This window comes from Streptomyces sudanensis, assembly GCF_023614315.1.
GTDB lineage: Bacteria > Actinomycetota > Actinomycetes > Streptomycetales > Streptomycetaceae > Streptomyces > Streptomyces sudanensis.
This window is the reverse complement of the sequence record NZ_CP095474.1, coordinates 193,157-215,256: the sequence shown is the minus strand read 5'-3', so window position 1 is coordinate 215,256 and position 22,100 is coordinate 193,157. Positions and strand designations below refer to the sequence as shown.

Annotated in this window: 20 protein-coding genes and 4 pseudogenes; 10 read left to right on the top strand and 14 right to left on the bottom strand. The window is 76.2% G+C overall.

Features of this window, described 5'->3' with window-relative positions:
- The first annotated feature begins 133 nt into the window (after window positions 1–133).
- Window positions 134–1,681, top strand: a complete 1,548-nt coding sequence (locus MW084_RS00925) for an ATP-dependent DNA ligase (RefSeq protein ID WP_010468123.1) — start codon at window positions 134–136, stop codon at window positions 1,679–1,681.
- Here MW084_RS00925 and MW084_RS00920 read toward each other — a convergent pair.
- The gene (locus tag MW084_RS00920; protein ID WP_010468125.1) at window positions 1,663–2,142 is read right to left on the bottom strand and encodes a DUF6328 family protein; all 480 of its coding nucleotides are present in this window, start codon (window positions 2,140–2,142) and stop codon (window positions 1,663–1,665) included. The genes MW084_RS00925 and MW084_RS00920 overlap by 19 nt on opposite strands.
- Before the next feature lie 314 nt (window positions 2,143–2,456).
- Between MW084_RS00920 and MW084_RS00915 the strand changes: the two genes are divergently transcribed.
- The 3 genes from MW084_RS00915 (at window position 2,457) to MW084_RS00905 (ending at window position 4,374) form a co-directional block, all read left to right on the top strand.
- Complete coding sequence (locus MW084_RS00915; RefSeq protein WP_010468127.1) at window positions 2,457–2,861, top strand: hypothetical protein; 405 nt, start codon at window positions 2,457–2,459, stop codon at window positions 2,859–2,861.
- Window positions 2,862–2,947: 86 nt separating this feature from the next.
- Window positions 2,948–3,631 carry a DUF6766 family protein gene (locus MW084_RS00910; RefSeq protein WP_010468128.1) on the top strand — a complete coding sequence of 228 codons (684 nt, stop codon included), beginning with the start codon at window positions 2,948–2,950 and terminating at the stop codon, window positions 3,629–3,631.
- Between the two features lie 74 nt (window positions 3,632–3,705).
- Entirely contained in the window at window positions 3,706–4,374 is a 669-nt protein-coding gene (locus MW084_RS00905; RefSeq protein ID WP_010468129.1) for an HAD family hydrolase, read from the top strand.
- 20 nt (window positions 4,375–4,394) lie between these two features.
- Here the strand turns inward: MW084_RS00905 and MW084_RS00900 are convergent, their stop codons facing one another.
- The 4 genes from MW084_RS00900 to MW084_RS00885 all read right to left on the bottom strand — a co-directional run bounded on the left by MW084_RS00900 (window position 4,395) and on the right by MW084_RS00885 (window position 9,704).
- Window positions 4,395–4,751, bottom strand: coding sequence for a hypothetical protein (locus tag MW084_RS00900; protein ID WP_010468130.1), 357 nt, complete (start codon window positions 4,749–4,751; stop codon window positions 4,395–4,397).
- A 202-nt stretch (window positions 4,752–4,953) separates the two neighbouring features.
- A complete protein-coding gene (locus tag MW084_RS00895; protein ID WP_010468131.1) occupies window positions 4,954–7,008 on the bottom strand; it encodes a CHAT domain-containing protein in 2,055 nt (684 codons plus the stop codon).
- A 208-nt stretch (window positions 7,009–7,216) separates the two neighbouring features.
- Window positions 7,217–8,749: a CATRA conflict system CASPASE/TPR repeat-associated protein gene (locus MW084_RS00890; protein WP_010468132.1), complete on the bottom strand. Its 1,533-nt coding sequence runs from the start codon at window positions 8,747–8,749 to the stop codon at window positions 7,217–7,219.
- The gene (locus MW084_RS00885) at window positions 8,736–9,704 is read right to left on the bottom strand and encodes a CATRA system-associated protein (RefSeq protein ID WP_275563415.1); all 969 of its coding nucleotides are present in this window, start codon (window positions 9,702–9,704) and stop codon (window positions 8,736–8,738) included. The genes MW084_RS00890 and MW084_RS00885 overlap by 14 nt, the downstream gene beginning before the upstream one ends.
- An 828-nt stretch (window positions 9,705–10,532) precedes the next feature.
- On the opposite strand from MW084_RS00885, the gene MW084_RS00880 reads away from it, so the two are divergent.
- Window positions 10,533–10,934, top strand: coding sequence for a hypothetical protein (locus MW084_RS00880; protein WP_010468134.1), 402 nt, complete (start codon window positions 10,533–10,535; stop codon window positions 10,932–10,934).
- 1,627 nt (window positions 10,935–12,561) lie between these two features.
- Here MW084_RS00880 and MW084_RS00875 read toward each other — a convergent pair.
- Window positions 12,562–13,014, bottom strand: a complete 453-nt coding sequence (locus MW084_RS00875; protein WP_010468136.1) for a subtilase-type protease inhibitor — start codon at window positions 13,012–13,014, stop codon at window positions 12,562–12,564.
- Between the two features lie 617 nt (window positions 13,015–13,631).
- Between MW084_RS00875 and MW084_RS00870 the strand changes: the two genes are divergently transcribed.
- Window positions 13,632–14,081: an SPW repeat protein gene (locus MW084_RS00870; protein ID WP_010468138.1), complete on the top strand. Its 450-nt coding sequence runs from the start codon at window positions 13,632–13,634 to the stop codon at window positions 14,079–14,081.
- 109 nt (window positions 14,082–14,190) lie between these two features.
- Here the strand turns inward: MW084_RS00870 and MW084_RS00865 are convergent, their stop codons facing one another.
- From MW084_RS00865 to MW084_RS00855, 3 genes are read right to left on the bottom strand one after another with little or no spacing between them, the layout of a single operon-like run.
- Window positions 14,191–14,733 carry a cupin domain-containing protein gene (locus MW084_RS00865; protein WP_010468139.1) on the bottom strand — a complete coding sequence of 181 codons (543 nt, stop codon included), beginning with the start codon at window positions 14,731–14,733 and terminating at the stop codon, window positions 14,191–14,193.
- A complete protein-coding gene (locus tag MW084_RS00860; protein WP_029553242.1) occupies window positions 14,730–15,920 on the bottom strand; it encodes a cytochrome P450 in 1,191 nt (396 codons plus the stop codon). Before MW084_RS00860 ends, MW084_RS00865 begins: the two co-directional genes overlap by 4 nt.
- 55 nt (window positions 15,921–15,975) lie before the next feature.
- On the bottom strand, window positions 15,976–17,133 hold the full coding sequence (locus tag MW084_RS00855; protein ID WP_078571325.1) for a type III polyketide synthase: 1,158 nt from the start codon (window positions 17,131–17,133) through the stop codon (window positions 15,976–15,978).
- 267 nt (window positions 17,134–17,400) lie between these two features.
- Between MW084_RS00855 and MW084_RS00850 the strand changes: the two genes are divergently transcribed.
- On the top strand, window positions 17,401–17,619 hold the full coding sequence (locus MW084_RS00850) for an acyl-CoA carboxylase subunit epsilon (RefSeq protein ID WP_010468142.1): 219 nt from the start codon (window positions 17,401–17,403) through the stop codon (window positions 17,617–17,619).
- Window positions 17,620–17,626: 7 nt separating this feature from the next.
- On the opposite strand, the pseudogene MW084_RS00845 reads toward MW084_RS00850, so the two are convergent.
- The 4 genes and pseudogenes from MW084_RS00845 to MW084_RS00830 form a co-directional block, all read right to left on the bottom strand.
- Window positions 17,627–18,264 (bottom strand): annotated as a pseudogene (locus tag MW084_RS00845) (polysaccharide deacetylase family protein); the annotation flags it as partial.
- A 155-nt stretch (window positions 18,265–18,419) separates the two neighbouring features.
- Window positions 18,420–18,558, bottom strand: a pseudogene (locus tag MW084_RS00840) (DMT family transporter); the annotation flags it as partial.
- Window positions 18,559–18,564: 6 nt separating this feature from the next.
- Window positions 18,565–19,283: DMT family transporter (locus MW084_RS00835; RefSeq protein WP_275563411.1), on the bottom strand; the 719-nt coding region annotated here is incomplete at its 3' end.
- A gap of 10 nt (window positions 19,284–19,293) precedes the next feature.
- A complete protein-coding gene (locus MW084_RS00830) occupies window positions 19,294–20,058 on the bottom strand; it encodes an SDR family NAD(P)-dependent oxidoreductase (RefSeq protein WP_010468147.1) in 765 nt (254 codons plus the stop codon).
- Between the two features lie 178 nt (window positions 20,059–20,236).
- Here MW084_RS00830 and MW084_RS00825 point away from each other — a divergent pair.
- The 3 genes and pseudogenes from MW084_RS00825 to MW084_RS00815 all read left to right on the top strand — a co-directional run.
- Window positions 20,237–20,468 (top strand): annotated as a pseudogene (locus MW084_RS00825) (MGDG synthase family glycosyltransferase); the annotation flags it as partial.
- Window position 20,469: 1 nt separating this feature from the next.
- Window positions 20,470–20,849: pseudogene (locus MW084_RS00820) on the top strand (MGDG synthase family glycosyltransferase); the annotation flags it as partial.
- A gap of 3 nt (window positions 20,850–20,852) precedes the next feature.
- A partial coding sequence (locus MW084_RS00815; protein ID WP_275563409.1) for a glycosyltransferase occupies window positions 20,853–21,326 on the top strand: 474 nt, incomplete at its 5' end.
- Window positions 21,327–21,385: 59 nt separating this feature from the next.
- Here the strand turns inward: MW084_RS00815 and MW084_RS00810 are convergent.
- Entirely contained in the window at window positions 21,386–21,988 is a 603-nt protein-coding gene (locus tag MW084_RS00810) for a DinB family protein (RefSeq protein ID WP_010468149.1), read from the bottom strand.
- Window positions 21,989–22,100: the final 112 nt, after the last annotated feature.

The window sequence follows — 22,100 nt, the reverse complement described above, 5'->3', positions numbered from 1 at the left end:
TTGTACCTGTAGGGGAGCGCCCGGACTCCCGGCGCGAACGAGGCGGCACGCGCCCCCGGTCCGCCGGCTGCCGGACCACCCGTCGGGAGCCGCTCCGCGTGTGGGGGGCGCCGGCCGCGGGCACGATGGCCGCATGCTCCTGGCCCGACTCGCAGACGTGTCCGAGCAGGTCGCCGCCACTCCGGCGCGCTCCCGCAAGACCGCCGCACTGGCGGAGCTGTTCTCCGCGACCCCGCCGGCGGAGGTCCCCCTCGTCATCGCCTACCTCGCGGGCCGGATCCCCCAGGGCCGCATCGGTGTCGGCTGGAGCACCCTGCGGGAACCGGTCGCGCCCGCGGACCGCGCCACCCTCACCGTCGCCGACGCGGACGCCGCGCTGACCGCGCTCGCCGATGTCGCGGGGCCCGGCTCCCAGGCGGAGCGGCGGCGCCTGGTCCACGGCCTCATGGCCGCCGCCACCGCCCCCGAGCAGCGGTTCCTCCTGCGGCTCCTCACCGGCGAGATCCGGCAGGGGGCGCTGGACGCCGTGGCCCTGGAGGGCGTCGCCGCCGCGGCCCGGGCCCCGGCCGCCGACGTACGCCGCGCGGTGATGCTCGACGGGTCCCTGCCGAGGGTCGCCGCCGCCCTCCTCGCCGAGGGCCCGGCCGCACTGGAGCGGTTCCGGCTCCGCGTCGGCACGCCCGTCCAGCCGATGCTCGCCCACACCGCGGCGAGCGTCGCCGACGCGCTCGCCGCGCTCGGGCCGTGCGCCGTGGAGGAGAAGCTCGACGGCGTCCGCGTCCAGGTGCACCGCACCGGCGACGAGGTGCGGATCTACACCCGTTCCCTCGACGACATCACCGACCGGCTGCCGGAGGTCCGCGCCGCCGCCCGCGACGTCCCCGGCGACGAGTTCGTCCTGGACGGCGAGGTGATCGCGCTGGACGCCTCGGGCCGGCCCGCCCCGTTCCAGGAGACCGCCTCCCGCGTGGGCTCGCGCACCGACGTGACCGCGGCCGCGGCGGCCCGCCCCGTGTCACCGGTGTTCTTCGACGTCCTCGCCGCGGACGGCGCCGTCCTGCTGGACCTGCCGGGCCGGGAGCGGCACGCCCGCCTCGCCCGCCTCCTCCCCGAGGAGCTGCGCGTCCGGCGGACCGTGGTCACCGACCCCGCCGACCCGGGGCAGCGCCGCGCCGCCGAGGCGTTCTTCGCCGACACCCTCGACCGGGGCCACGAAGGCGTCCTCGTCAAGGCGCTCGACGCGCCCTACGGCGCGGGACGGCGGGGACGCTCCTGGCTGAAGGTGAAACCGGTCCACACCCTCGACCTGGTCGTCCTCGCCGCCGAGTGGGGGCACGGCCGGCGCACCGGGCTGCTGTCCAACCTCCACCTCGGGGCCCGGACCGCCGACGGCGGCTTCGCGATGCTCGGCAAGACCTTCAAGGGCCTCACGGACACGATGCTGCGCTGGCAGACCGACCGGCTGCGCGAACTGGCCGTCTCCGACGACGGGTCCACCGTCCGGGTACGGCCCGAACTGGTCGTCGAGATCGCCTACGACGGCCTCCAGCGCTCCCCGCGCTACCCGGCCGGGGTCACCCTCCGGTTCGCCCGCGTCGTACGGCACCGCCCGGACAAGCCCGCCGCCCAGGCCGACACCGTCGACCGGGTCCTGGCGGGCCCTCAGTCACGCGTCGTGTAGCGGTGCCGGGCCCACAGCGGCAGCACGAACCACCACAGCAGGTACCACAGCGCCACTCCCGACACCAGCCACGGCACGTAGCCGTCGTGCGTCGCCACCCGCAGGATCAGGAACAGCGACGACACCATCGTCGCCAGCAGCAGCACCAGCCCCGTGAACGTCATCCGCGACGCCCACACCACCGTCTGTGGCTTGATGCTGCGGCCCGACACCAGGCGGTGGAGCGACACGGGGCCTATCAGGGCGCCCGTCGCCGTCGCGCCCAGGACGACCGTCGTGATGTAGATCGTGCGGTTCACGTCCGACAGGTCGGCGAAGCGGGGCGCGAAGACCACCGTCAGCAGGAAGCCGAACAGGATCTGCACCCCCGTCTGCGCGACCCGGATCTCCTGGAGCAGCTCGGTCCACCGGCGGTCCGCCTGCTCCTTCGGCGTCTCGTACCGGTCCCCTCTCTGCTCCACCGCTGACCCCCCGACTGCCGGCGAGCCGGGCACACCGCCCGTGTTCTCCGCGCTCTCACGCTCCTGGCCAGGCATCTTCCTCACCCTCCCGTCGTCCGTCCGACCCGTCCCTGGTACCCGCTCCGGCGTCCTCCAGCCGCCCGGGCGCACCGCCCTCCGGGCCGCTGCGCCCCACGCCTCCGGTACGGCAGCGGAAGGAAGCCCACCGGGTGTCGCGCCGTGGAGGCGTGACCGGCCGCCGCCGCGCCCCCATGCTCGTACCCGCACCTCCGGGAGGGTCCCGCGAGGCCGGGCACCGAGAGGAGCGGATCCCCGTGCGCCGTCTCCCCGCCGTCCTCGCGCTCCTCGTCCCGTCCGCCGCCCTCACCGGCTGCTCCGCCCCCGAGGCCGAACGCACCGCCGTCGCCGCGGTCGCCGTCCGCTTCGCCGGCCACACCGCGGGCGCCGGCCGCGCCGCCGCCTGCGGCCTCCTGGCCCCGGCGACCCGCGAGGCACTGGCCCGGGACCCCGGCCCGTCCTGCGAGGCCGGGCTCCGCGACGCGGCCCTGCCCGCCCCCGGCCGGATCCGCACCACCGACGTGTACGGCCACCAGGCCCGCGTCGTCCTGGAACGCGACACCTACTTCGCCACCCGGTTCCCGGGCGGCTGGAAGATCAGGGCGGCGGGCTGCGCCCCGCGCCCCGACCGCCCCTACGACTGCCGGGTGAAAGGGGACTGACCCGCCGTGCGCACCATGTTCACGCTGTACGCCCTCGTCCTCGTCTGCGGCCTCGCCTACTTCGGCGCGCTCGGGGCGGCCCACCGGTGAACCGCCTCCTCCGCTTCGCCCGGGACAGCGGCCTCTCCCTCGCCTTCGGGACGGGGTTCCTGATCACCCTCTGCTGCCAGGCGGTCGCCGGGCGGGCGCGGTACGACGAGGAGATGCGCGCCCTCGGCGCCGAACCCGTCGGCCTCGCCCGCTACCTCGCGTCGGCCGACTTCGCCGTCGCCGTCACCGAGAACTGGCAGTCCGAGTACCTGCAGTTCTTCCTCTACCTCTTCGGCACGGTGTGGCTGCTCCAGCGCGGCTCCCCGGAGTCCAAGGAGATGCACAAGGCCGGGACCGAGTCCGACGAGGAGCAGCGCACGGGCCGCCACGCCACCCCCGACTCCCCGCGCTGGGCGGGCGCGGACGGCCTGCGCCGGGCCCTGTACTCGCGCTCCCTCGGCATCTGGATGTGCGCCGTCTTCCTCGGCTCCTGGTACGTCCAGTCCCTGAGCGGCGCCGCCGCCCACGGCGAGGAGAGGCTGCGCGAACTGCGGGACCCGCTGCCCTGGTCCGCGTACCTCGCCTCCTCCGACTTCTGGGGCCGCACCCTGCAGAACTGGCAGTCGGAACTCCTCGCCATCGGCTCCATGGCGATCTTCTCCGTCTACCTGCGGCAGCGCGGCTCCCCGGAGTCGAAGCCGGTCGGCGCCCCCCACGGCGCGACGGGCGTCGAGGGCTGACGGGCGTGAAGCGGGGAAGCAGGAGCACCGCGGGCGCCGACCGCGCCCGACGTACGGCCACAGAGAGGACCTTCATGAACCGCGCTGCCGTGTTCGACGTGGACGGCACCCTCGCCGACACCAACCACCTCCACGTCGTCACCTGGTGGGAGGCGTTCCGGCAGGCCGGCCACCGGGTGCCGATGCACGCCGTGCACCGGGCCGTCGGACTGGGCGCCGAGGACCTCGTGGAGCACCTCCTCGACCCCGGCCGGGACCGCGGCGGGGACGCCGCGATCAGCGCCGCCCACAAGACCCTGTACGGCACCTACGCCGACCGCCTGCCCGCGTTCCCCGAGGCGGGCAGGTTGCTGAGGACCCTCGCCGGGCGGGGGTGGACCGTCGTCCTGGCCACGTCCGCCGGGGGCGCCGAACTCGCCGCGCTGCGCCGCGCCATCGACGCGGACGACGCCGTCACCGCCGTCGCCAGTGCCGGCGACACCGAGCACGGCAAGCCCGCCCCGGACCCGGTGCGGCACGCGCTGGAACTGGCCGGCGCGCCGGCCGACCGGTCCGTGTTCGTCGGGGACACCGTCTGGGACATGGAGGCCGGGAGCCGCGCCGGAGTGACCTGCGTGGGCCTCCTGTGCGGCGGCATCCCCCGCGCGGACCTCACCGACGCGGGGGCGGCCGCCCTGTACGACGACCCCGCCGACCTGCTCGCCCGCCTGGAGAGCAGTCCCTTCGGCGGGGGCCCCGCCTGACCCGGCCGGCGGCGGCCGGGTCACCTGCCGAGCTTGCGCTGCAGCTCCGCCTTGTTCATCGAGGACCGGCCGGGGATGTCGCGCTTCTTGGCCTCGGCGTACAGCTCGTCGTACGTGGCGCCACCGGAACCGCTCCGCGCGCCACCGGAACCGCCCCGCGACTGCTGCCCGCCGCGCTTCGACGAGGAGGTGTCCCGCGCCGACGTCCTGCCGGAGGACCCGCCCGACGACTTCGCCTCGCCGCTGCGCGCCCGCTCCTTGTTGACCGTGCGCGCGGCGATCTCCTCGGCGCGCTTCTCGCTCTCGCCGCGGTCGCGGGCGCTGTCCTTGATGTGCTCGTACTGCCGCTCGCGCTTGGAGTCGGATCCTGCGGGCATGGCTGTTCCTCTCGTCGATGCCTTGGGGGCGGCCCCGGCCTGCCCGGTCCCGGTACCAGGCATGTGTCCCCGCAAACACGCACCGCGTCCGTCCGCCGACGGAGTGGCACACGGGTGCCGTCCGTGGAGGTACGGGGGTACGGGGGAGACGGGTGCCCGTCGCGCGGCCCCCGGCACCCGGGCAGGGCCCGGCCACCGGGCCTCAGACGCCGTAGTGCACGAAGGAGACCCAGGCGCTGGGGTGGTCGGGGCGGCGGGAGCGTTCCGCGACGAGGGCGTCGCGAAGGGCGGCGGCGCTCTTGGTGGGGTCGAACGGGGACGGGCCGGGGCCGCCGGACAGCCGGCCGTAGACGTCCTGGGCAATGCGTGAGGTGGGACCGTCGGGAACGGGCCACAGGGTGCCGATGACGGTCTGGAACTCGGAGTGCATCAGGGCGGCGGTGAGGTGGATCCACTCGTCGAGGACGAGGGTGCCGCCGGCGGCGGTGGCACACGCGGCGAGGAAGCCGAACTCCGCCCGCGCCGTGGGGAGGTCCGCCAGCTCGGAGACGGTCAGCGGGCGGTCGTGGAGGGAGAGATGGCTGCGGAGGGGGTCGCCGGGGTCCTGTACGGCGTGGCAGTCGAAATGAACCCAGGCGTGCTCCTGGAGCGCGGCACCGACCCGGCCGTGGCATGCCTCGGGGCCGGAGAGGACGGTGAGGGCGTACGGGGGGAAGAGGCGCCGCAGCCGTGCGTGGGTGCGGGCGGTGGCCGGAAGGTGTCCGGTGTCCGGGGTGACGAGGAGGAGGCGGCGGTGGTGGACGGGAGTGCCACGTGGATCGTCGCGGGACTGCCGGGCCGTGACGAGGCGGTACATGGTCGGTACGTAGGAGGAGACGGCCAGGCCGAGCAGGGAGGCGCCGTCCGACGCGTCCCGGGGCGCGGCGGCGTGCAGCGGCAGGGTGGTGAGGGGGCCGGTGGGCACCCACCAGACGCGTGAGGAGCCGGACGGCAGGTCCAGGGCGGCCAGTACGGGTTCCGCGACGGTGCGCCAGAGCCAGTCCAGCACGTCCCGGACGGCCTCTTCCCGTTCGGTGCCGGTGAGTTCGTTCATCGCGGCCGTGTAGCGCTCGGCCCGGTCGCGGCAGGCGTCGGCGGTCAGGTCGGGGAGCGGGAGGCGCACGGGCTTGCGGTGCTCCCGGCGGATGATCACCGCATCGCAGTGCCACGGGCTGACGTTGAGGTAGACGATGGGACCCTCGTCCGCGGCGGGCTTGAGGTGGGCGTCGTAGTCCGGTTCCGTGAAGGCGGGGTCGTTGGACCAGGCCTCCCGGGACAGTCGCTCCCACTGCTGCTCGAAGCGGCTGAGCGGGGGGTCGCCCGCGGCCCCGCCGCGCAGGCCGGAGCTCAGCAGGTGGTACGCGCGGACGAGCGGGTTGCCGTCGCCGGCCAGCCCCTCCATCCGCACGTCCTGCGAGACGACGCGCGAGTCCGCGGAGCCCGCGGGGACGTGGATCCGCGGCTCCAGCATGACGTGCAACCGGTCCAGCAGCCGGGCCGACCGGGGCCGCCTCTCCCACAGTTCCTCGCGGGGCGACCGGGCCTGTGTGTGCTGCTTCCACAGGATGGCGCGCCCGTGCTCCAGGAGCTGCACGGCGCGGACGGTGTCCCCCGCGTCGAGGGCGCACGCCGCCGCCTCCGAGGCCAGCCCGGGATGGTCGGCGAGCACCTCCAGCATCTCCTCGCGCGCGCCCCACAGCGCCCTGGGCAGCAGGGTGACGGCGGTGGCCAGATCCCGGTAGCCGGCTGCCGGCCCCCGCGTGTCGGCTGCCGAACGCCCGCTCTCGTAAGCCGCCCGCAGCCGTACCTGAACGGCGACACCCGGGGTGCGCCCCACCTCCCGGCGCAGCGACCTGAAGGAGGGCAGGCGGCGTTCCAGATCACCGGGCAGGGGCTCGGACCGGGCCAGGCGGGCCTCGTAGGCGTGGAAGAGGCCGCTCGTGGCCCGCGCGCGGGTGGGGCTGTCGGGCGGCGAGTTCCGGTAGGCACGCAGGAGGTGTTCGAGAGCCTGGTCGAGATCGCCGGAGTGGGGTCCGGACCCGGCCGTCTTCTGTCCGAGCTTGTACCGGTCGAACAGGGCCACCCCCAGATTGTTCGAGAAGGCGGTCAGGCCGGGACCGTCGGGCAGGGAACGGGAGACGGCCCGGCCGAGAAGGTCGATGCACGTGTCGAGGTGACGGCGTTCGCCGCTGTCCCTGAAACGGGCATGCGCGGCCATGCCCTGTCGGAAGAGCTCTCGGGCGGTCGACGTGGCGGTTGCGGGCGGGCGTGCCGCAGGCCGGTGCCCGGGCGGCTGTTCCGACTGCCGGGAGGGCCGGTGCTCCCTGTTCGCCGACCACCTCGACCGGTCGTCGCCGTTCCACGAAACGCTGTAACTCATCGGCGTCCTTCCCCGCATCCCTCTCCGCGGCCATGGGGTCCGGTCCTCACCTTCGACCGCCCCGGCGCGACACCACGCCGGCGACGGTGAGCCCGGCGGCCGCTCCGGTTCCCCCGCCCGTCCACGTCCAGCCCGCCCCCGCGACACCCGCGGCGGACATCGCCGTCCAGGCGAGGGCCGCGCCCAGCGCCGCCGCTCCCGCCCCGACCAGCACCGCCGTCCAGCGCCGCTCCGGTGACACCACGCGCAGCACCACGAGGGAGACGAGCAGGGCGAGGGCGCCCAGGGACGTGACGGCGGCAGGCTTGACCGGGCCGGGCAGCGGGACGGTGTACTGCAGGGACTGGATGGCGGTGAGACTCATCAGAACCGCTCCGACAGCCCCCGTGAGACCGAGGTTGACCGTCTCCTGACGGCGCTGCCCGGCGCGCTGGAGCAACTGGTCGGTGAAGGCTCCGACCTGTTCGCAACGGCGCAGCGCGGCCTCCAGATAAGTGGCCTCGTCGTCCAGGCGCCTGCCGAACCACTCCGCCAGCGCGTGGTCGTCGGCGAACGGCCCACCGGGACGGGCACCGCCGGGCGAAGGGCCGCCGAGGGCGGCGAGGTTGGCAGCGGCGATCTCCACGGTGCGGGCCATCTCGCGGCTGCGGGTCGAGCGGTCGACCAGGCCCCGTTCCCGAGCCTGGAGGCCGACCAGCGCGCGGGTGGCCCGGAGCAGGTCCGCCTCGCGGCCGGGGCCGTACGGGGCCGCGGTCCGCTCCAGCAGTTCGGTGACGGCCGCGTCCACGGCGTCGCGCAACCGCCCGGCGCTTCCGGCCGCGGACCACACGTACAACTGGTAGCGGAGCCTGGCGGCGTGCAACAGGTACTTCCCCAGGAGCGGCAGCCCGCGTGCCCGGGTCGTCCAGGCCCAGGCCGTCAGCTCCCGGTCCTGGTCCTCGGCGGCGACCACGACCAGCCGCCGTTCCAGGCGCGCGTCCCGGGCGGCGGACACCTCCCACACCGCGAAACCCTGGGAGACGGTGACGCCCCCGTACGGCCAGCCGTCGGGCGCGGCGGGGTCGGCCGGCGTCCGGGCCCGTACCGCAGCCATCAGTGGGCGGTCGGGCTCCGGGGCGGGCCGGGCCCCCGGCTCGGCGAGCCGCGCGAGGTACAGCCTGGCCACTCCCAGTACGCCCCTGCCCCGCAGACACTCCTCCGTGGCCTGCCCGGCCGGCAGGACTGCCGACCACCGCGCATCCAGCTCGCCCCAGCCCAGGCCCTCCTCGGCGGCCGGAGCCAGCATGACCGACAGGCACACCACGTCGTGCTCCCGTCGCAGGGCCGCCTGCCACACGCCCGGTCCCGGTCGCATCCTGGCCGCGAGCAGTCCCGCCGTCCCGGTGACAGCGGTGCCGGGGAACGACTCCCAGCCACCCTCCGGCTGCATCGCCACCCCGGTCCGCTCCACCGGGTCCGTCATCCCCAGCACGGTGCCGCACCTGCCCCACACCTCCGCCAGCACGGCGAGGGCGCCTTCCCGGTGTGCTCCGCCAGTGAGGGCGAACAGGTGTACGCCCAGGGCCTCAGCCTGCAGCACCGCTGCTCGCACCGTCGCCGCCGGAGGTGGTCCGCCCACCCGCCCGGTCCGCCGGGGCCGCCGGCTCCAAAGCGTGGACCAGTTCGTCGACCCGTTCCCGGCACTCCTCGGGAAGCGGCAGCAGAGCGGCGTCCTCCAAGCCGACGATGCGGTGGGGGCCCGCCATCTCCACATCCGCCAGGGCCCGCCGCAGACCGGCGGTGTCCCCGGCCGCGAGCGAGCGCCTCATGGCCTCCAGACCGTGCCCGACCGCGTTCCAGTCCCCTCGCCGCAGCCTCCAGGCGGGGATGTCCTCCAGTACGTCCATGGCCATGCGCCGTGTCTCCGGTTCCACCCCGCAGGAGCCCGGGGGCGCGTTCGTCCCCCCTTCGGGGGAAAGGCAGGACCGGATCAACGACACGGTCTCCCCGGCCCTCGGTCCCACCAGGGCGGCGACGTGGTCGACGAGGCCGTACGCGCGGGCCTCCTCGGCGGTGAACCAGGCGTCCGGCCCCCAGTCCTCGCGGATCCGTCCGACGGTCTGCCCGGTGTCCTCGGCGATCTCCCCGGCGATCTTCCCGAGCATGCGCTCCATGGCTTCCTCGCTCCCGGCCTGCGGCCTGCCCCACGGCTCGGCCAGGAGAATCCGCGCCCACGGCACGGCATAGCGCTTGCCCCGGGCTCCCGCGGAAAGCAGGTACTGCCCCATCCCCGCGGCGAGACCGCCCACGACGGTGGACACGTCGCACGGGACGTACCGCATCGTGTCGCGGATGGCCATCCCCGCGGGAACCGATCCGCCTCCGGAATCGACGTACAGCGTGATGTCCGCCGGGCCCTCGCCCGCCAGCCGGAGCAGTTGCGTCGTGACGCCGTTGGCGAGGTCGTCGTCGATCTCCCGGTCGACCCGGACGATCCGGTGGCGAAGCAGGTCGTCGCGCTCCATTGTTCCCCCGATCAGACGCCGGTCGACCACCTTCCGGTGGACCGTGACGCCTCTTTGCCCGCCGCTGCCCGTCGATACTGCGAGCCGGTCCGTTCGGTCTACAACGCGGTTGCCGGTCATTCATCCGGACGAGTGAGGCGAGGGGGTGTGGCGGGCCGGTCCGGTCCGGCGCGCCGACCGGACCGGGCAGCAGACGGACGCCTTCGCGGCGAAGAGGTCGGCGGAGAGAGCGGTTCGCGACGCGCCACGGGGAACGGCCCGTGCGAGAGGGGCGGGCACTCGGCGCGACCGCCGCGCGGGGGGCCGCCGCCGGGAGCCCGGCCGCGCGATCACGGCGACTGGGGCCGGAACGCTTCGTTCGTCAGTCGCGGGACACGAAGGGCGGACCGGGATGCGGGCGGGGCGGGAACCGTCCCCGGAACCGCTTCGACAGTGCTGCCGCGGAGGGCCTCCGAGCGGGTTCGGAGGGCAGAGCGGAGCCTGCCTTCCGAACCCGGCCGCGCGACGGCCCACATGGCGCCTTCGGCTTCGTCGGGAGCCTTCCACCAGGGGCCGCCCGTGCGGGAACGCCCTGGGGCGCTGCCCTCCGCCCCGCGGAAGACACCCGCGCCACCGGCAGGGCCGGACCTTCGCGGCGCGACGACGCGTCCGAGATCACGGGAAACTCCGCCCCGGCGCATGTTCCCGACGGCGTTCCCGTGGGAACACGGCCGGGCGTGGAAGCGGAGGGTGTGGACGGATGAGTGAAGATGCGGGCGGGACCGCGTCACGTTTCCACAGACAGGGAAGAAAGCGCAGGCCAGGGGCGGCAGGCGAGAACTCCTGGCGCAGGGTTCGACGGAAGGACGTGGAGACGCCATGGCAAGCGACCCGGAAAAGGACACGGCGAACCGGAGCGGGGAGGAGCACTCCGCCGACTGCGACGTCACCGTCCAGCTCAGCGACTGCGGCCGCGCGGAGGCGGAGGCGGTCTTCGGCGCGCTGAGCGACGTCTTCGCCGGATGCGAGGACGTGGCGCCCCGCCCCGCCTCCGGACGCGAACCGACCGTGTGGACGGCCACGTTCGACAGCTCCGCCCGCTCCGGGGAACCCGCCGGCGCGCCGCGGCTCGACTCCCCGGTCGAGGCGCTGCTGACCGGCGGCCAGCACGCGCTGGAGGAGGTCGAGAAGGCGCTCGGCCGGATCTTCGAGGTGCGGTCGGCGCAGCACGTGCCCGGCGAGCACGAGGCGGAGTGCCGCCTGCTCCTCGCCTCCCGCTGACGCCCCGCCGGCCGGTGGCGGTCCACCGGTCGGCACCCCGGTCGCCGTGGGCGCGCCGGCCTCCGCGCCGGCGCGCCCACGGCCGTCCGCACCCCCTCGGCGGACGCGGCTTCCGGGCGCCCCGGCGGGGGTACGGCGCACGGCTCCCGCGGCGCCCCTCCGGCCCTTTCGGGAGGGACTTCGGGAGGGGCTTCGGAAGGAGGGGAGGGCTGCCGCGCCGCCTGCGCCCTCCGCCGGCCAGCGCCCGTCCCCGCCCGGCCGCGCCCGTCCCCGCCCGGCCGAGCGGGGACGCCCGTCCCCGCTCGGCCGCGCCCGTCCCCGCCCGGCCGAACCCGGGTCGGTGCGGACGGCGCCCTGCCGCCCGTGCGCCCCGCGCCGCCCGCCCGCCGCGTACGCTCCCCGTCCCCGTACGCCCCCGTCGTCGTACGCCCCGTGGTCCCTGCGCCTCCGCCGCCGGGTACGCCCGGCCTCCGCGTGTCCCGCCCGCCGCCGCGGGCCGCTCTACGGGTGCTCGCCCCGCGCGCCCCGCTCGGGCGGACCGCCGGCCTCCCGGGCGTGCCGCGCGGCCCGGCGGGCGGCCCGCTCGGCCTCCCGGACCCACTCCTCGGCCTGGCGCACGGCGCCGTGCGCCGCCTCCTTGCGGGCCCGCGCCTCCCTCAGCCGCGCGAGCAACTCCGCCACCTGCAGGTCCGCCTCGTGCGCCCGCTGTTCGGCGCCCTCCAGCGCGTCCTGGGCGTGGCGCACCTCGATCTCCCGGGCCGCCGCCTCGCGCCGGGCGGCCACGGCCGGACCCGGCTCCCCCGGNNANGGNGCGCCCCCCCCGGGGCCGGCCGCGCCGCCGTCCGTGCCCCCGGCCGGGCGGAGTGCCCGCGCGGCGCCGGAGGGCCTCCCCGTACCGCCGGAAGAGGAGGGCGGCGGGGATGGAGGCCCCGGTCCGCCGCCTCCGGCGGCCCGGGGCGCTCCAGGGGCGGCCGGGGCGTCCAGCGCCCTGGTGAGGCGGCCCGACATCCACCGCTCCGCGGCCCGCGGGTCGGCGAGCGCCGCCCACAGCGTCGCCTCGACCTGCTCGCGGACGGCGCTCCCGATCTCCCGGCCGGACTCGGCCGCCAGGCGCTGCGCCTCCCGCGTCAGCGAGGCGACCAGGTCGTGGTGCCGGCGGTCCGGTCCGCCCGGCCGTGCCCCGCCGGGGCCGCGGCGGGCCCGGCGCAGCTCGTCGCCGAGGGCGGTGAACGACCTGGCCTCGCCGGGCCGGGAGCGTACGAGCAGGTTGCTCGCCCACGCGGCCAGCGTGGGGCGGCGCAGCGCCCGGATCCGCTCGGCCAGCGCGCGGTCGCCCGCCGCGCGGGCCCGGGCGGCGAGCCGCTCCCGGGCGGCGGTGAACTCGGCGGGCGGCAGCCCGTACAACTGGTCGGCGGCGCTCTCCACGTCCATGGCTCACGTTCCACGGCTCACGGTCCTGTTGGGGGCGGGGTCCACGGCCGGTGCCGGCGACGGCGCCCGTATTCACGTATGCCCGTTTTCGCCCGCCCGTGTCGGACGGCCCGCCCTCCGTACGCGGCGGCGGCCCGCACGGCCCTCCCGTGGCGGGAGGGCGTGCGGGCCGCCGGAGCGGTCCGGAGGACGGGGGTCAGAAGGAGAAGACGCTGCCGCCCTCGGCCTGGAGGAGGCAGGAGTTGCCGAACGTGCGCTCGTACCTGACGCGCTTGCCCTCCCAGACGCCCTCGGCGGTGACCACGAGCGGGTCGTAGATCTTGACGCAGGCGCGTCCCTCCTCACCACGCAAGACGGAGAAGTCGCCATTCGCCGCGTGCAGCTCGCCGCAGGCCTCCTCGGGCGCGGGGTGGGTCCCGCCGGGCGTCGGGGCGCAGGTGAGGGTGACCGCGCGGAGCGGCGTCGCCGTCCTGGCCTTCTCGCCCTCCGCCACGGTGAGGACCAGCGCGTTCGGTGCGTAGAGCCGCGAGGCGCCGGTGCTCGCCCGTTCCGGGGCGGCGGTGGCGGCCGGTGCCAGCGCGGTCATCGCCGCAGCGGTGATCATCCCGAGGACCGCGGTGCGCCGTACGGATGTCCGCTTGTGCGACATGAGAATGCCTTTCCCTTATGTCCGGTTCGGTCGTGGTGTGTGAACAGACTGTCGCGCCGAGGCTTTCGATGCACGTTCACGGGAGATTTTCAGGTTCTGTCGGCTTTTCAAGCGGTGGCCTGAAACGGGCAGTCGAGATCTTCGGTCGAATGGGTGACGTGCTGTCATTACTGGTTGACGTAGCGTCGCCGATTTGGTTCATCTGTGAACCATGAGGGAATCGGTGCGGTGTGTGAATCACAACACGTCCGAAATGCAGTGGTGACAAACGCGTCCGGCTTCCCGTCGGGCCCGCGGGGCCGCCCGGGTGCGGCCCCGGCGCGCGCCGCCGGGGGGATCGCGGTCCCGTGCGGTCCTCCGCCGGTCCGCGGCGGTCCGCGCTCCTTTCGCGGCGGTGTGTGCGGGTGTCGCCGGCCTCCATCGCGCGCCTCCGGCCCCCGCCGCGCGCCTCCGGCCCCCGCCGCGCGCCACCGGGCGGCCGGGCGGCCGGTGGCGCGGCCGGTGTCCGCGCCGTCCGCTCGCATGGGGGCGTCAATTCCGTGTTGACCTGAACGGGCGAAAAGGGGTGTTATGTCTATAAAGGGCAGATAAGAGCTCCTCCAGGAGGCGGGCCCACCATGACCACTCACCCGACCATCGAGCACCACCCCGACATCGCCGAGATGCGCGCCCGGTTCGAACGGGCCACCAGCACCCCGCGCGGGCAGGCCCTGGAGGCGCTGGCCTTCCTCACCGGCGTGTACCTGGCGGCGTCGCCCTGGATAGCGGGATTCAGCGGGCTCACGGCACTCGCCGTGTGCAACCTGATCCTCGGCCTCGCCTACGCGCTGTGCATGAGCGGCCTCGGCTCGGCGTATGAGCGGACCCACGCCATGGCCTGGTGCGCCGTGGCCATCGGCGCGTTCACGATCCTCGCGCCGTGGCTCGTCGCCGGGAACGTCGACACCACCCGCAGCGTGTGGAACAACGTCCTCACCGGCCTGGTGGCCCTGCTCCTCGGAGCGGCCATGGCCCTCCTCACCCGCGCGACCCGCGCCCGCAGGGGAGGCAGGGTGCCCACCCCGTGACCCGGCGGCGGACGGGCTCCGGCTCGCCCCCGCGGGCGGGGGCGGGGCCCGTGCGCGTCCGCCCCCGCCCAGCCCTCCGTCCGGAGCACCGGGAGGGGGCGGGCCCGCCTCACCGCACCGGCGCCCCGTACCGCATCGGCGTCAGCTGCTCGATGTCGTACCGGGCGCGCAGCGCCGCGATCGCCGCGTGGTCCGGGGGACCGCCCCCGTCGAGGATCTCCAGCAGCTCCTCGAAGTACCGCTCGTGGTCCGGGGGAGGGGACGCCTGGAAGAACATCCTCGCCGGCTCGTCCGTGCGGTTCGCGAACGCGTGCGGGCAGCCCGGCGGCACCACGATCACCGTGCCGGGCTCGGCCCGCACCGTCCGCCGCCCGCCCGGGGACTCCCAGTGGCGCCAGTCGTCCCGCGTCCGCACCCGCGGTTCGAAGGCGAGCACCTCCAGCTCGCCCTCCAGCAGGTAGAACAACTCCTCGCTGTGGGCGTGCACATGGGCGCCCACGTCGAAGCCCGGCGGCACGACCACCTCGAAGCTCGACGCGGCCCGCGCGTGCTCGCCCGTGACCTTGAACGTGACCTGGTGGGCGGGCGCGGTGAGCGTCCGGCCGTGCCCGGTCGGCACCAGCAGCCCGTCCGGCGCGGCGTGCGCGCTCATCCCCAGACCACCGGCATCGACTCCGGGCCCCGGATCAGCGCGCCGCGCCGGAACGGGACCTCCTGCGCCGGCACCGCGAGGCGCAGCCCGGGGAACCGGTCCGCCAACGCGTCCACCAGCAGCTCCGACTCCAGCCGCGCCAGCATCGCGCCGACGCAGAAGTGCGGCCCGTACCCGAACGCCACGTGCGGGTTGGGCGCCCGGTCGAAGTCGATGTGCTCCGGGTCGGGGAACACCTCCGGGTCGCGGTTGGCCGCCAGGTACGACACGTACACCGCGTCACCGGCGCGGATCCGCACACCGGAGACCGTCACGTCCTCCAGCGCGATCCGCGACAGCCCGACCGCGCTGCGGTGCGGGATGTACCGCAGCAGCTCCTCGATCGCCCGCGGCCGGCCCTCCCGGTCCGCGCGCAGCCGGTCCATCAGGTCCGGCCGGGTCAGCAGGATGAACAGCATGTTCCCGGTGTTGTTGGTGACCGCCTCGCCGCCGATCTGGACGAGCAGCGCGAGGCCCACCGACTCCGACTCGGTGATCTCCCCGGCCTCCACCGCGGCCGACAGCAGCCCGATGACGTCCTCCCCGCCGGTACCGCGCCGCCCGCGCATCGCCTCGGCGAAGTAGGCGCACATCTCCTCCTTGGCGCGCTGGCTGCGCTCCGCGCCCTGCGCCGACGACAGGATGAGGTTGGTCCACTCGTGCATGCTCGGCCGGTCCTGGGCCGGCACACCCATCAGCTCGCACACGACGGCCAGCGGGAACGGCCCGAGCAGCCGCTGCGTGAAGTCGGCCGGCGGCCCGTCCCGCAGGACGCCCTCGACCAGCTCGTCGAGCATCTCCCGGGCCCGGTCGCGCAGCCGCTCCACACCCCGCGTGGTGAACGCGGGCGCCACCGCGCGGCGCAGCCGGGTGTGGTCCGGCGGGTCCTCGAACCCGACCGCCCCGTCGACGGGGATGAAGTGCGGCGCCAGCCGGGTGACGTCGTTCTCCACGACCAGCTTCCGGCTGAACCGGGGGTCGTTCGTCACCGTCCGCACGTCGTCGTACCGCGTCACCAGCCAGGCCCAGCCGGACCCGTTCGGCAGCTTGATGCGGGTGACCGGCCCCTCGTCCATCAGCCGGGCCAGCACCGGGTCGAAGTCCACCCCGGACAGGTCGAGCGCCGGCCAGTGCCGCACCGGCGGCAGCGCCGGGCCGGCGTCGGCGGCGCCCTCCCGGGCCGCCTCGGGTGTCGTCGTGGTGTCATCCAGCACGGCCGGGCTCCTCGGTGTCCGCGTACGCGTCGACGAACGCCCTCGGCGTCACGGCGGTCGCCGCGCTCCCCCGCGCCGAGGCGGCGGCGGGGGAGGAGGCCGACGTCGTCCAGCGGCCCAGGGACATCTCCGCGGTGATGCCCGGCCCGAAACCGGCGAGCAGGCCCCGCGCGGCCTCCGGCGCCCCACCCTCGTCGAACATCCGGCGCAGCGCGTCCAGCACGACGGCGCTGGCGATGTTGCCGTACTCGGTGAGCGTGGCGCGGCTGAAGCGGAACGCCTCCGAAGGCACCCCGAGGAACGTGCTCAGGTCGTCGAGGATGCGCGGCCCGCCGGCGTGGATGATGTAGAAGTCCAGGTCGGAGGCGTCCCATCCGTGCTGCCCCGCCAGTTCCTTCAGCGCCGGGGCCAGCGGTTCCATGGTGCCCGGGACCCGCTTGTCCAGCTTGAAGTGGAACCCGGTCGCCCGGACGTCGTAGGCGATCCAGTCGACCGTCTCCGGCACCAGGTACGAACCGTTGCGCTCCAGCTCCACGCCCGTGCCGCCGCTGCCGCGCATGACGGCGGCGGCGATCCCGTCGCCGAACAGCCCGTTGGACAGCAGGTTCCCGACACCGAGGTCGGTGGGCTGGTAGCAGAGCGAGCAGAACTCGCACGCCACGATCAGCGCGTTCGCGTCCGGGTACGCGCTGCAGAAGTCGTGGGCGCGGTTGATCGCCGCGCCGCCCGCCGCGCAGCCCAGCTGGGCGATGGGCACCTGGCGGGTGTCGCTGCGGAAGCCCATGGTGTTGATCAGCCACGCCGTGAGCGACGGCATCATGAAGCCCGTGCACGACACGTAGATGATCACGTCGATGTCGGCGGGGCGCAGCTCCGCGTCCTCCAGGGCGCGCAGTATCACGGCGGGCACCCGCGCCTTCGCCTCCTCCTCGTAGACGGTGTTGCGCTCCTCGAAGCCGGGGTGCCTCAACGTCTCCTCGATGGGCCGGAGGATGTGCCGCTTGCGGACCCCGGTGTTCTCCATCAGCCGGAGGGCGAGGGGGAGCTGGGGGTGGTCCGCGTGGATCGTCCGGGCCAGCTCGAGCGTCTCCTCCATGGTGATCACGTGCTCGGGGACGGACACCGCGGGTCTGCACAACGTGGCCATGCTGTCGAGCCCTTTCGTCGCGTTCTGCTCGCGTTCATTCCGAGGATGTGCGAGCCGCGCCCGTCCCGCGCGCCGAGGCGGCCACCCGGGGACGCCGGCAGGACGGCCGGGCGGCGCCCCGCCCGTACGGGGAAGGGCCCGGGCCCCGGTCTCCCACCCGTTCGGCCGTCACCCCGATGCCGGAACCCCCCGCTCCCCGCGGGGCAGGCGCGCACCGCCGGCCGGGCAGCGGATGCGCGGGCCGCGCTCCCGTCGGACACTGGACCGATGCACCACCACCTGCGGATAGTCCACGGTTCACCCACGGAAGCGGAACTCGCCGCCGTCACCGCCCTCATCGGAGCCCTCGCCCACGGCGGCGGGCACACCCCCGGGCACCCCCGGCGCCGGGTCCGCCGCGCCGACTGGGACCGCCGGTGGCGCCCCCACCCCGCCCCGCACTCCTGGCGCGCCGGCGCGCCGGGGACGCCCCGCGGCAGTACCTGACCGGCCGTCACCGGTCCGCGCGCCGCCCGCCGGGCGGCCCGACACCGTGCCCGTCGAGCCGGCCCACCGCCAGCCCCCGCGCCCGGCAGTCGGCGACCAGCCCCGGCAGCGCCTCCAGCGCCGCCCGCCAGGAACCGGGCGCGCACACCGCGTCCGAGTCGTGCAGCAGCACCGTCGCGCCGCCCCGCAACCCCCGCGCCACCTCCGCCCGCACGCTCGCGGGCGACGCCTCCGCCGTCCAGTCGCGCCCCCACGCCGACCACAGCACCGGGCGGAGCCCCGCCGCCCGCGCCGCCGCCCAGCGGCCCCCCGTCAGCACCCCGTACGGCGGCCGGTACCACAGCGGCCGGCACCCCGCCACGTCCGCGACCAGCGCCGCCGCCCGCGCCACCTCCCGCACGTCCCGCACCGGCCGCGGCACCCAGGGCGGGTCGTGCCCCCAGCCGTGGACGGCCAGTTCGTGCCCCTCCGCCACGACCAGCCGCCCCAGCGCCGGCGCCCGCTCCAGCCGCTCGCCGAGCACGAAGAACGTCGCCCGGACCGACAACCGCTCCAGCGCCCGCAGGAACAGCGGCGTCGTGACCGGGTCGGGCCCGTCGTCGAACGTCAGCGCCACCCGCCCGACCGGATCGCCCCTGGCCGTCCNGCGCNCGNCNACNGCGNCCNTGGCACGTCGTGCCGGCAGCCACGTCGCNGGCGGGCCGGCACGACGTGCCAGCCCGCCAGCCCCACCGCGACCCCCCCNGCCCGCAGGGCACCGCGCCGGGCCGCCACGCGCCACCCGGCCGCGCCTGGCGCGCTCACCAGGTGTCCCTGCCGTCGCCGCCGGTCACCAGCGGCGAGCGTGCCAGCTCCACGCACGCCACCACCAGCACCCCCACGGCGAGCACCTCGAAGACCCCCCGGGCGCCCACCACCACCCGCTCGTCGAACAGCCACNCCCCNAGCACCACGCTCAGCAGCGCGTCCCCCAGCGTCAGCGCGGGCTGCGACGCGGCCAGCGTCCCCGCCCGGAACGTCACCTGGAGCAGCAGGAAACTCGCCAGCCCCACCGCCACCGCCGCGTACACCTGCCACCCCCCGAACACCGCGGCCGGCCCCTCCTGCGCCCGGCCCAGCGCGTCCTTCAGCAGCGCCGCCGTCCCGGAGAACCCCATCGCCGTCGCCGTCCCCAGCACCGCCGCCCGCGGCGCCGACGGCAGCCGCGGCGCCACGGCCACCAGCCCCGCCGCGACCGCCCCGACCACCAGCCCCGCCCGCAGCCAGTCCGCCGCCGGCACGGTCGCCCGCCCGCCCGACGGCTCCGCCAGGGCCAGGAACGCGGCCAGCCCGGCCGCCATCGCCCCGAACGCCCACCACGCGCGCCGGTCGGGGCGCCGCCGGAACACCAGCCCGCCCAGGACCAGCGTGAACAGCAGTTCCGTACTCATCACCGGCTGCACGACCGCCAGCGGCCCCGTCGCCAGCGCCAGCGCCTGCAGCAGCCCCGACACGCCCAACAGCGCCGCACCCCACACCCACACCCGCCGCCGCACCAGGCCCGGCCACCACCCGCCGGCCGCACCCGCCGCGCCCGCGTCGGCCGCGGCACGCCGCTGCAGCACCGAGGCCGCGGCGTTGCCCACCGCCGCCAGCAGCGCCAGGCAGACCGACAGGGCCAGCATCGCGCGGCGCTCAGCCGAACCGCTTGGCCATGGCGCGGAAGAACCCGGGCGCACCGCCCCGCAGCCGGGCCGGACCCGCCAGCCACACCGGGGCGAACACCTCGTCCCGCCCGCGCACCACCGACCGCCACACCAGGTCCGCCAGCCGGCCCGCCGGCACCGGCCGCGGCCAGCCGCGGTGGTACGGGACGCCGCGGCGCGCGAAGAACGGCGTGTCCACCGCGCCCGGCAGCACCGCCGTCACCCCCACCCGGGTGCCCGCCAGTTCGTAGCGCAGGCTCTCCGCGAACGCCAGCAGCCCGCCCTTCGTCGCCGCGTACACCGCCTCGTTCGCCACGCCCGCCCAGCCCGCCATCGAACTGACCAGCACCACCCGCCCCGCACCGCGCTCCACCATCCCCGGCAGCAGCAGCCGCACCAGGTGCACCGCGCCCGTCAGGTTCACCGCCACCAGCCGCTCCACGACCTCCGGCGGCGTCCGCGCGAGCGGCCCGGCCCAGCCCAGCCCGGCCGCCGCGACCAGCACGTCGACCCGGCCCTCCCGCTCCAGGGCCCGGGCGGCCAGCTCCTCGACGCCCGCCAGACCCGCCAGGTCGCCCGGCAGTTCCGCGCCGCCGGTGCGGCGCGCCACCTCGCCCAGCCGCTCCCGGTCCCGGCCGGCCAGCAGCAGCCGCCAGCGCCGCCCGGCGTCCGCGGCGAACCGCCCGGCCACCGCCTCCCCGATCCCCGACGACGCACCCGTGATGAGCACGACCGGCCGTGCCGTTCCCGCCATGCCAGACCTCCGCACTCGCGCGCCCGCACCCCCGGACCCCAGGTTCCTCCCCGGACCNCNCCGCCGGACGGGCCGCCCGGCCCGCGAACCACCCGAACAGGCNNGGTNCGGGCCGCCCGGCCCGCACCCCGCCCCCACGATGGGAGGGACCCGCACCCCGCCACCGGAGGGCGACCACATGACGCGGCGCTGCCTGGTCCTGAGCGCGGGCATGGGGGCGGGCCACGACGCCGTCGCCGCCGAACTCGCCCGCCGGCTCCGCGCCCGCGGCCACCACACGCACGTCCACGACGTCCTGGCGCTGCTGCCCCCCGGCACCGGGCCCGCCCTGCGCGCCTTCTACCGCACCGCCGTACGCCGCCTCCCCCCGCTCTACGCGGCGGTCTACCGCGTCTTCCTCGCCCCCCCCCNGGCCCGCCCGGACGGCCCCGCCGCCCCGCACGCCGACACCTCGCCGCTGGCCGCGCTCGCCGAACGCCCCCTGCGGGCCCTGACCGCCCGGTTCCGCCCCGACGTGGTCGTCTCCACCTTCCACCTCGCCGCGCAGGTCACCGGACGCATGCGGCAGCGGGGCACCCTGGAGGTCCCCAGCGCCGTGTACGTCACCGACTTCGCCGTCCACCGCGGCTGGCTCCACCCGGGCAACGACTTGTACCTGTGCGTCAGCCCCGGCGCCGCCGAAGCGGCCCGCGCCGGAACCGGCCGCCGCACCGCCGCGCCCGGCCCCGTCGTACCGCCCGCCTTCCACGCCGCCGCCCAGGCCCCTGCCTCTTATACACATCGACCCGCCCNGNCCCACCGTCCTGCTCTCCGCGGGCGCCTGGGGCGTCGGCACCGACCTGCCGCGCACCGCCCGGGCCCTGGCCCGGCACGGCCTGCGCCCGGTCGTCCTGTGCGGCCGCGACGAGCGCCTGCGCCGCCGTGCCGCCCGCGTCCCGGGCGCCGTCGCGCTCGGCTGGACCGACGACCTGCCCGCCCTGATGGCCTCCGCCCGCCTCCTGGTCGACAACGCCGCCGGCCAGACCGCCGCGCAGGCCCTCGCCGCCGGCCTGCCCGTCGTCGCCCACCGGCCCATCCCCGGCCACGGCGCGGACGGCGTGCGCCGCATGGCGGCGGAGGGCCTGACGACGGCGGCGCCCGACCTGCCGTCCCTCCTGGCCGCCGCCGCCCGCCTCGTCCCCGACGGCCCGGCGCGCACCGGGAGCACCGCCCGGGGCCTGGCCCTGTTCCGGGACGACGCCTCCCTCCTCGTCGCCTCCCTCACCTGACGGCGGCCNGCCCCGGCCCGCCCGCGGCCGGGGTCCGGAACCGCGCGGCGCGCCCGGGGTCAGGCGCCGCGGTCCGCCTCCCGGGCCGCGCGCTCCAGCCGGCCGCGGTACTCCTCCCACCACGCCGGGTCGTCCGACACCATGCCGCCGGCGCCCTCGTTCGTCCCGACGGCGCCGTCGAGGAGCTCCCGTACGACGTCGGCGTGCCCGGCGTGCCGGCACGTGTCGCTGATCACGCGCACGACGGCGTGGTGCAGCGTCACCTTGTCCCGGCCGTCCGGCCACCACGGCACGGTGCCGACCGCGTCCAGCTCCAGCGCGCCGATCGTCGCGTCCGCGTGGGCCCACGCCCGGCGGTAGAGCCCCACCACGGACGCACGCGACTCGCCGGCGGTCGCCCACATGTCGGCGTTGGGCTCGGCGCCCTCCTCCAGCCAGGGCAGCGGCTCCCCGGAGGGCCGCCCGAAGACGTCCCCGAGGTAGCCCAGCTCCACTCCGGCCGCGTGCTTCACCAGCCCCAGGAGGTTGGTGCCCGTCGGCGTCACGGGGCGGCGGACGTCGTACTCGCAGAGCCCTTCGAGCTTCCACAGCAGGGCGTCGCGGGCGGACTGCAGGTAGCGGAGGAGGTCGGCTTTGGCGTTCGGTGAGTTCACGGGGGCCACTCTGTCACCCGGACGGCCGCCGCCCCCGTCCCGCGCCGGGAGCGGTCGCCCCGGCGNNGGNCGCCGCCCNCGCCNNNCGAGGGGCNGNACCCGNNACGGCTTNGTCGNCTNC

Excerpts from the sequence above, each read along its gene's own strand:
- MW084_RS00880 (WP_010468134.1), top strand. The coding sequence starts at position 10,533 with ATGGCAAGCGACCCGGAAAAGGACACGGCGAACCGGAGCGGGGAGGAG.
- MW084_RS00870 (WP_010468138.1), top strand. The coding sequence starts at position 13,632 with ATGACCACTCACCCGACCATCGAGCACCACCCCGACATCGCCGAGATG.
- MW084_RS00830 (WP_010468147.1), bottom strand. The coding sequence starts at position 20,058 with ATGGCGGGAACGGCACGGCCGGTCGTGCTCATCACGGGTGCGTCGTCG.
- MW084_RS00850 (WP_010468142.1), top strand. The coding sequence starts at position 17,401 with ATGCACCACCACCTGCGGATAGTCCACGGTTCACCCACGGAAGCGGAA.
- MW084_RS00895 (WP_010468131.1), bottom strand. The coding sequence starts at position 7,008 with ATGGCCGCGCATGCCCGTTTCAGGGACAGCGGCGAACGCCGTCACCTC.
- MW084_RS00925 (WP_010468123.1), top strand. The coding sequence starts at position 134 with ATGCTCCTGGCCCGACTCGCAGACGTGTCCGAGCAGGTCGCCGCCACT.
- MW084_RS00875 (WP_010468136.1), bottom strand. The coding sequence starts at position 13,014 with ATGTCGCACAAGCGGACATCCGTACGGCGCACCGCGGTCCTCGGGATG.
- MW084_RS00855 (WP_078571325.1), bottom strand. The coding sequence starts at position 17,133 with ATGGCCACGTTGTGCAGACCCGCGGTGTCCGTCCCCGAGCACGTGATC.
- MW084_RS00865 (WP_010468139.1), bottom strand. The coding sequence starts at position 14,733 with ATGAGCGCGCACGCCGCGCCGGACGGGCTGCTGGTGCCGACCGGGCAC.
- MW084_RS00900 (WP_010468130.1), bottom strand. The coding sequence starts at position 4,751 with ATGCCCGCAGGATCCGACTCCAAGCGCGAGCGGCAGTACGAGCACATC.
- MW084_RS00905 (WP_010468129.1), top strand. The coding sequence starts at position 3,706 with ATGAACCGCGCTGCCGTGTTCGACGTGGACGGCACCCTCGCCGACACC.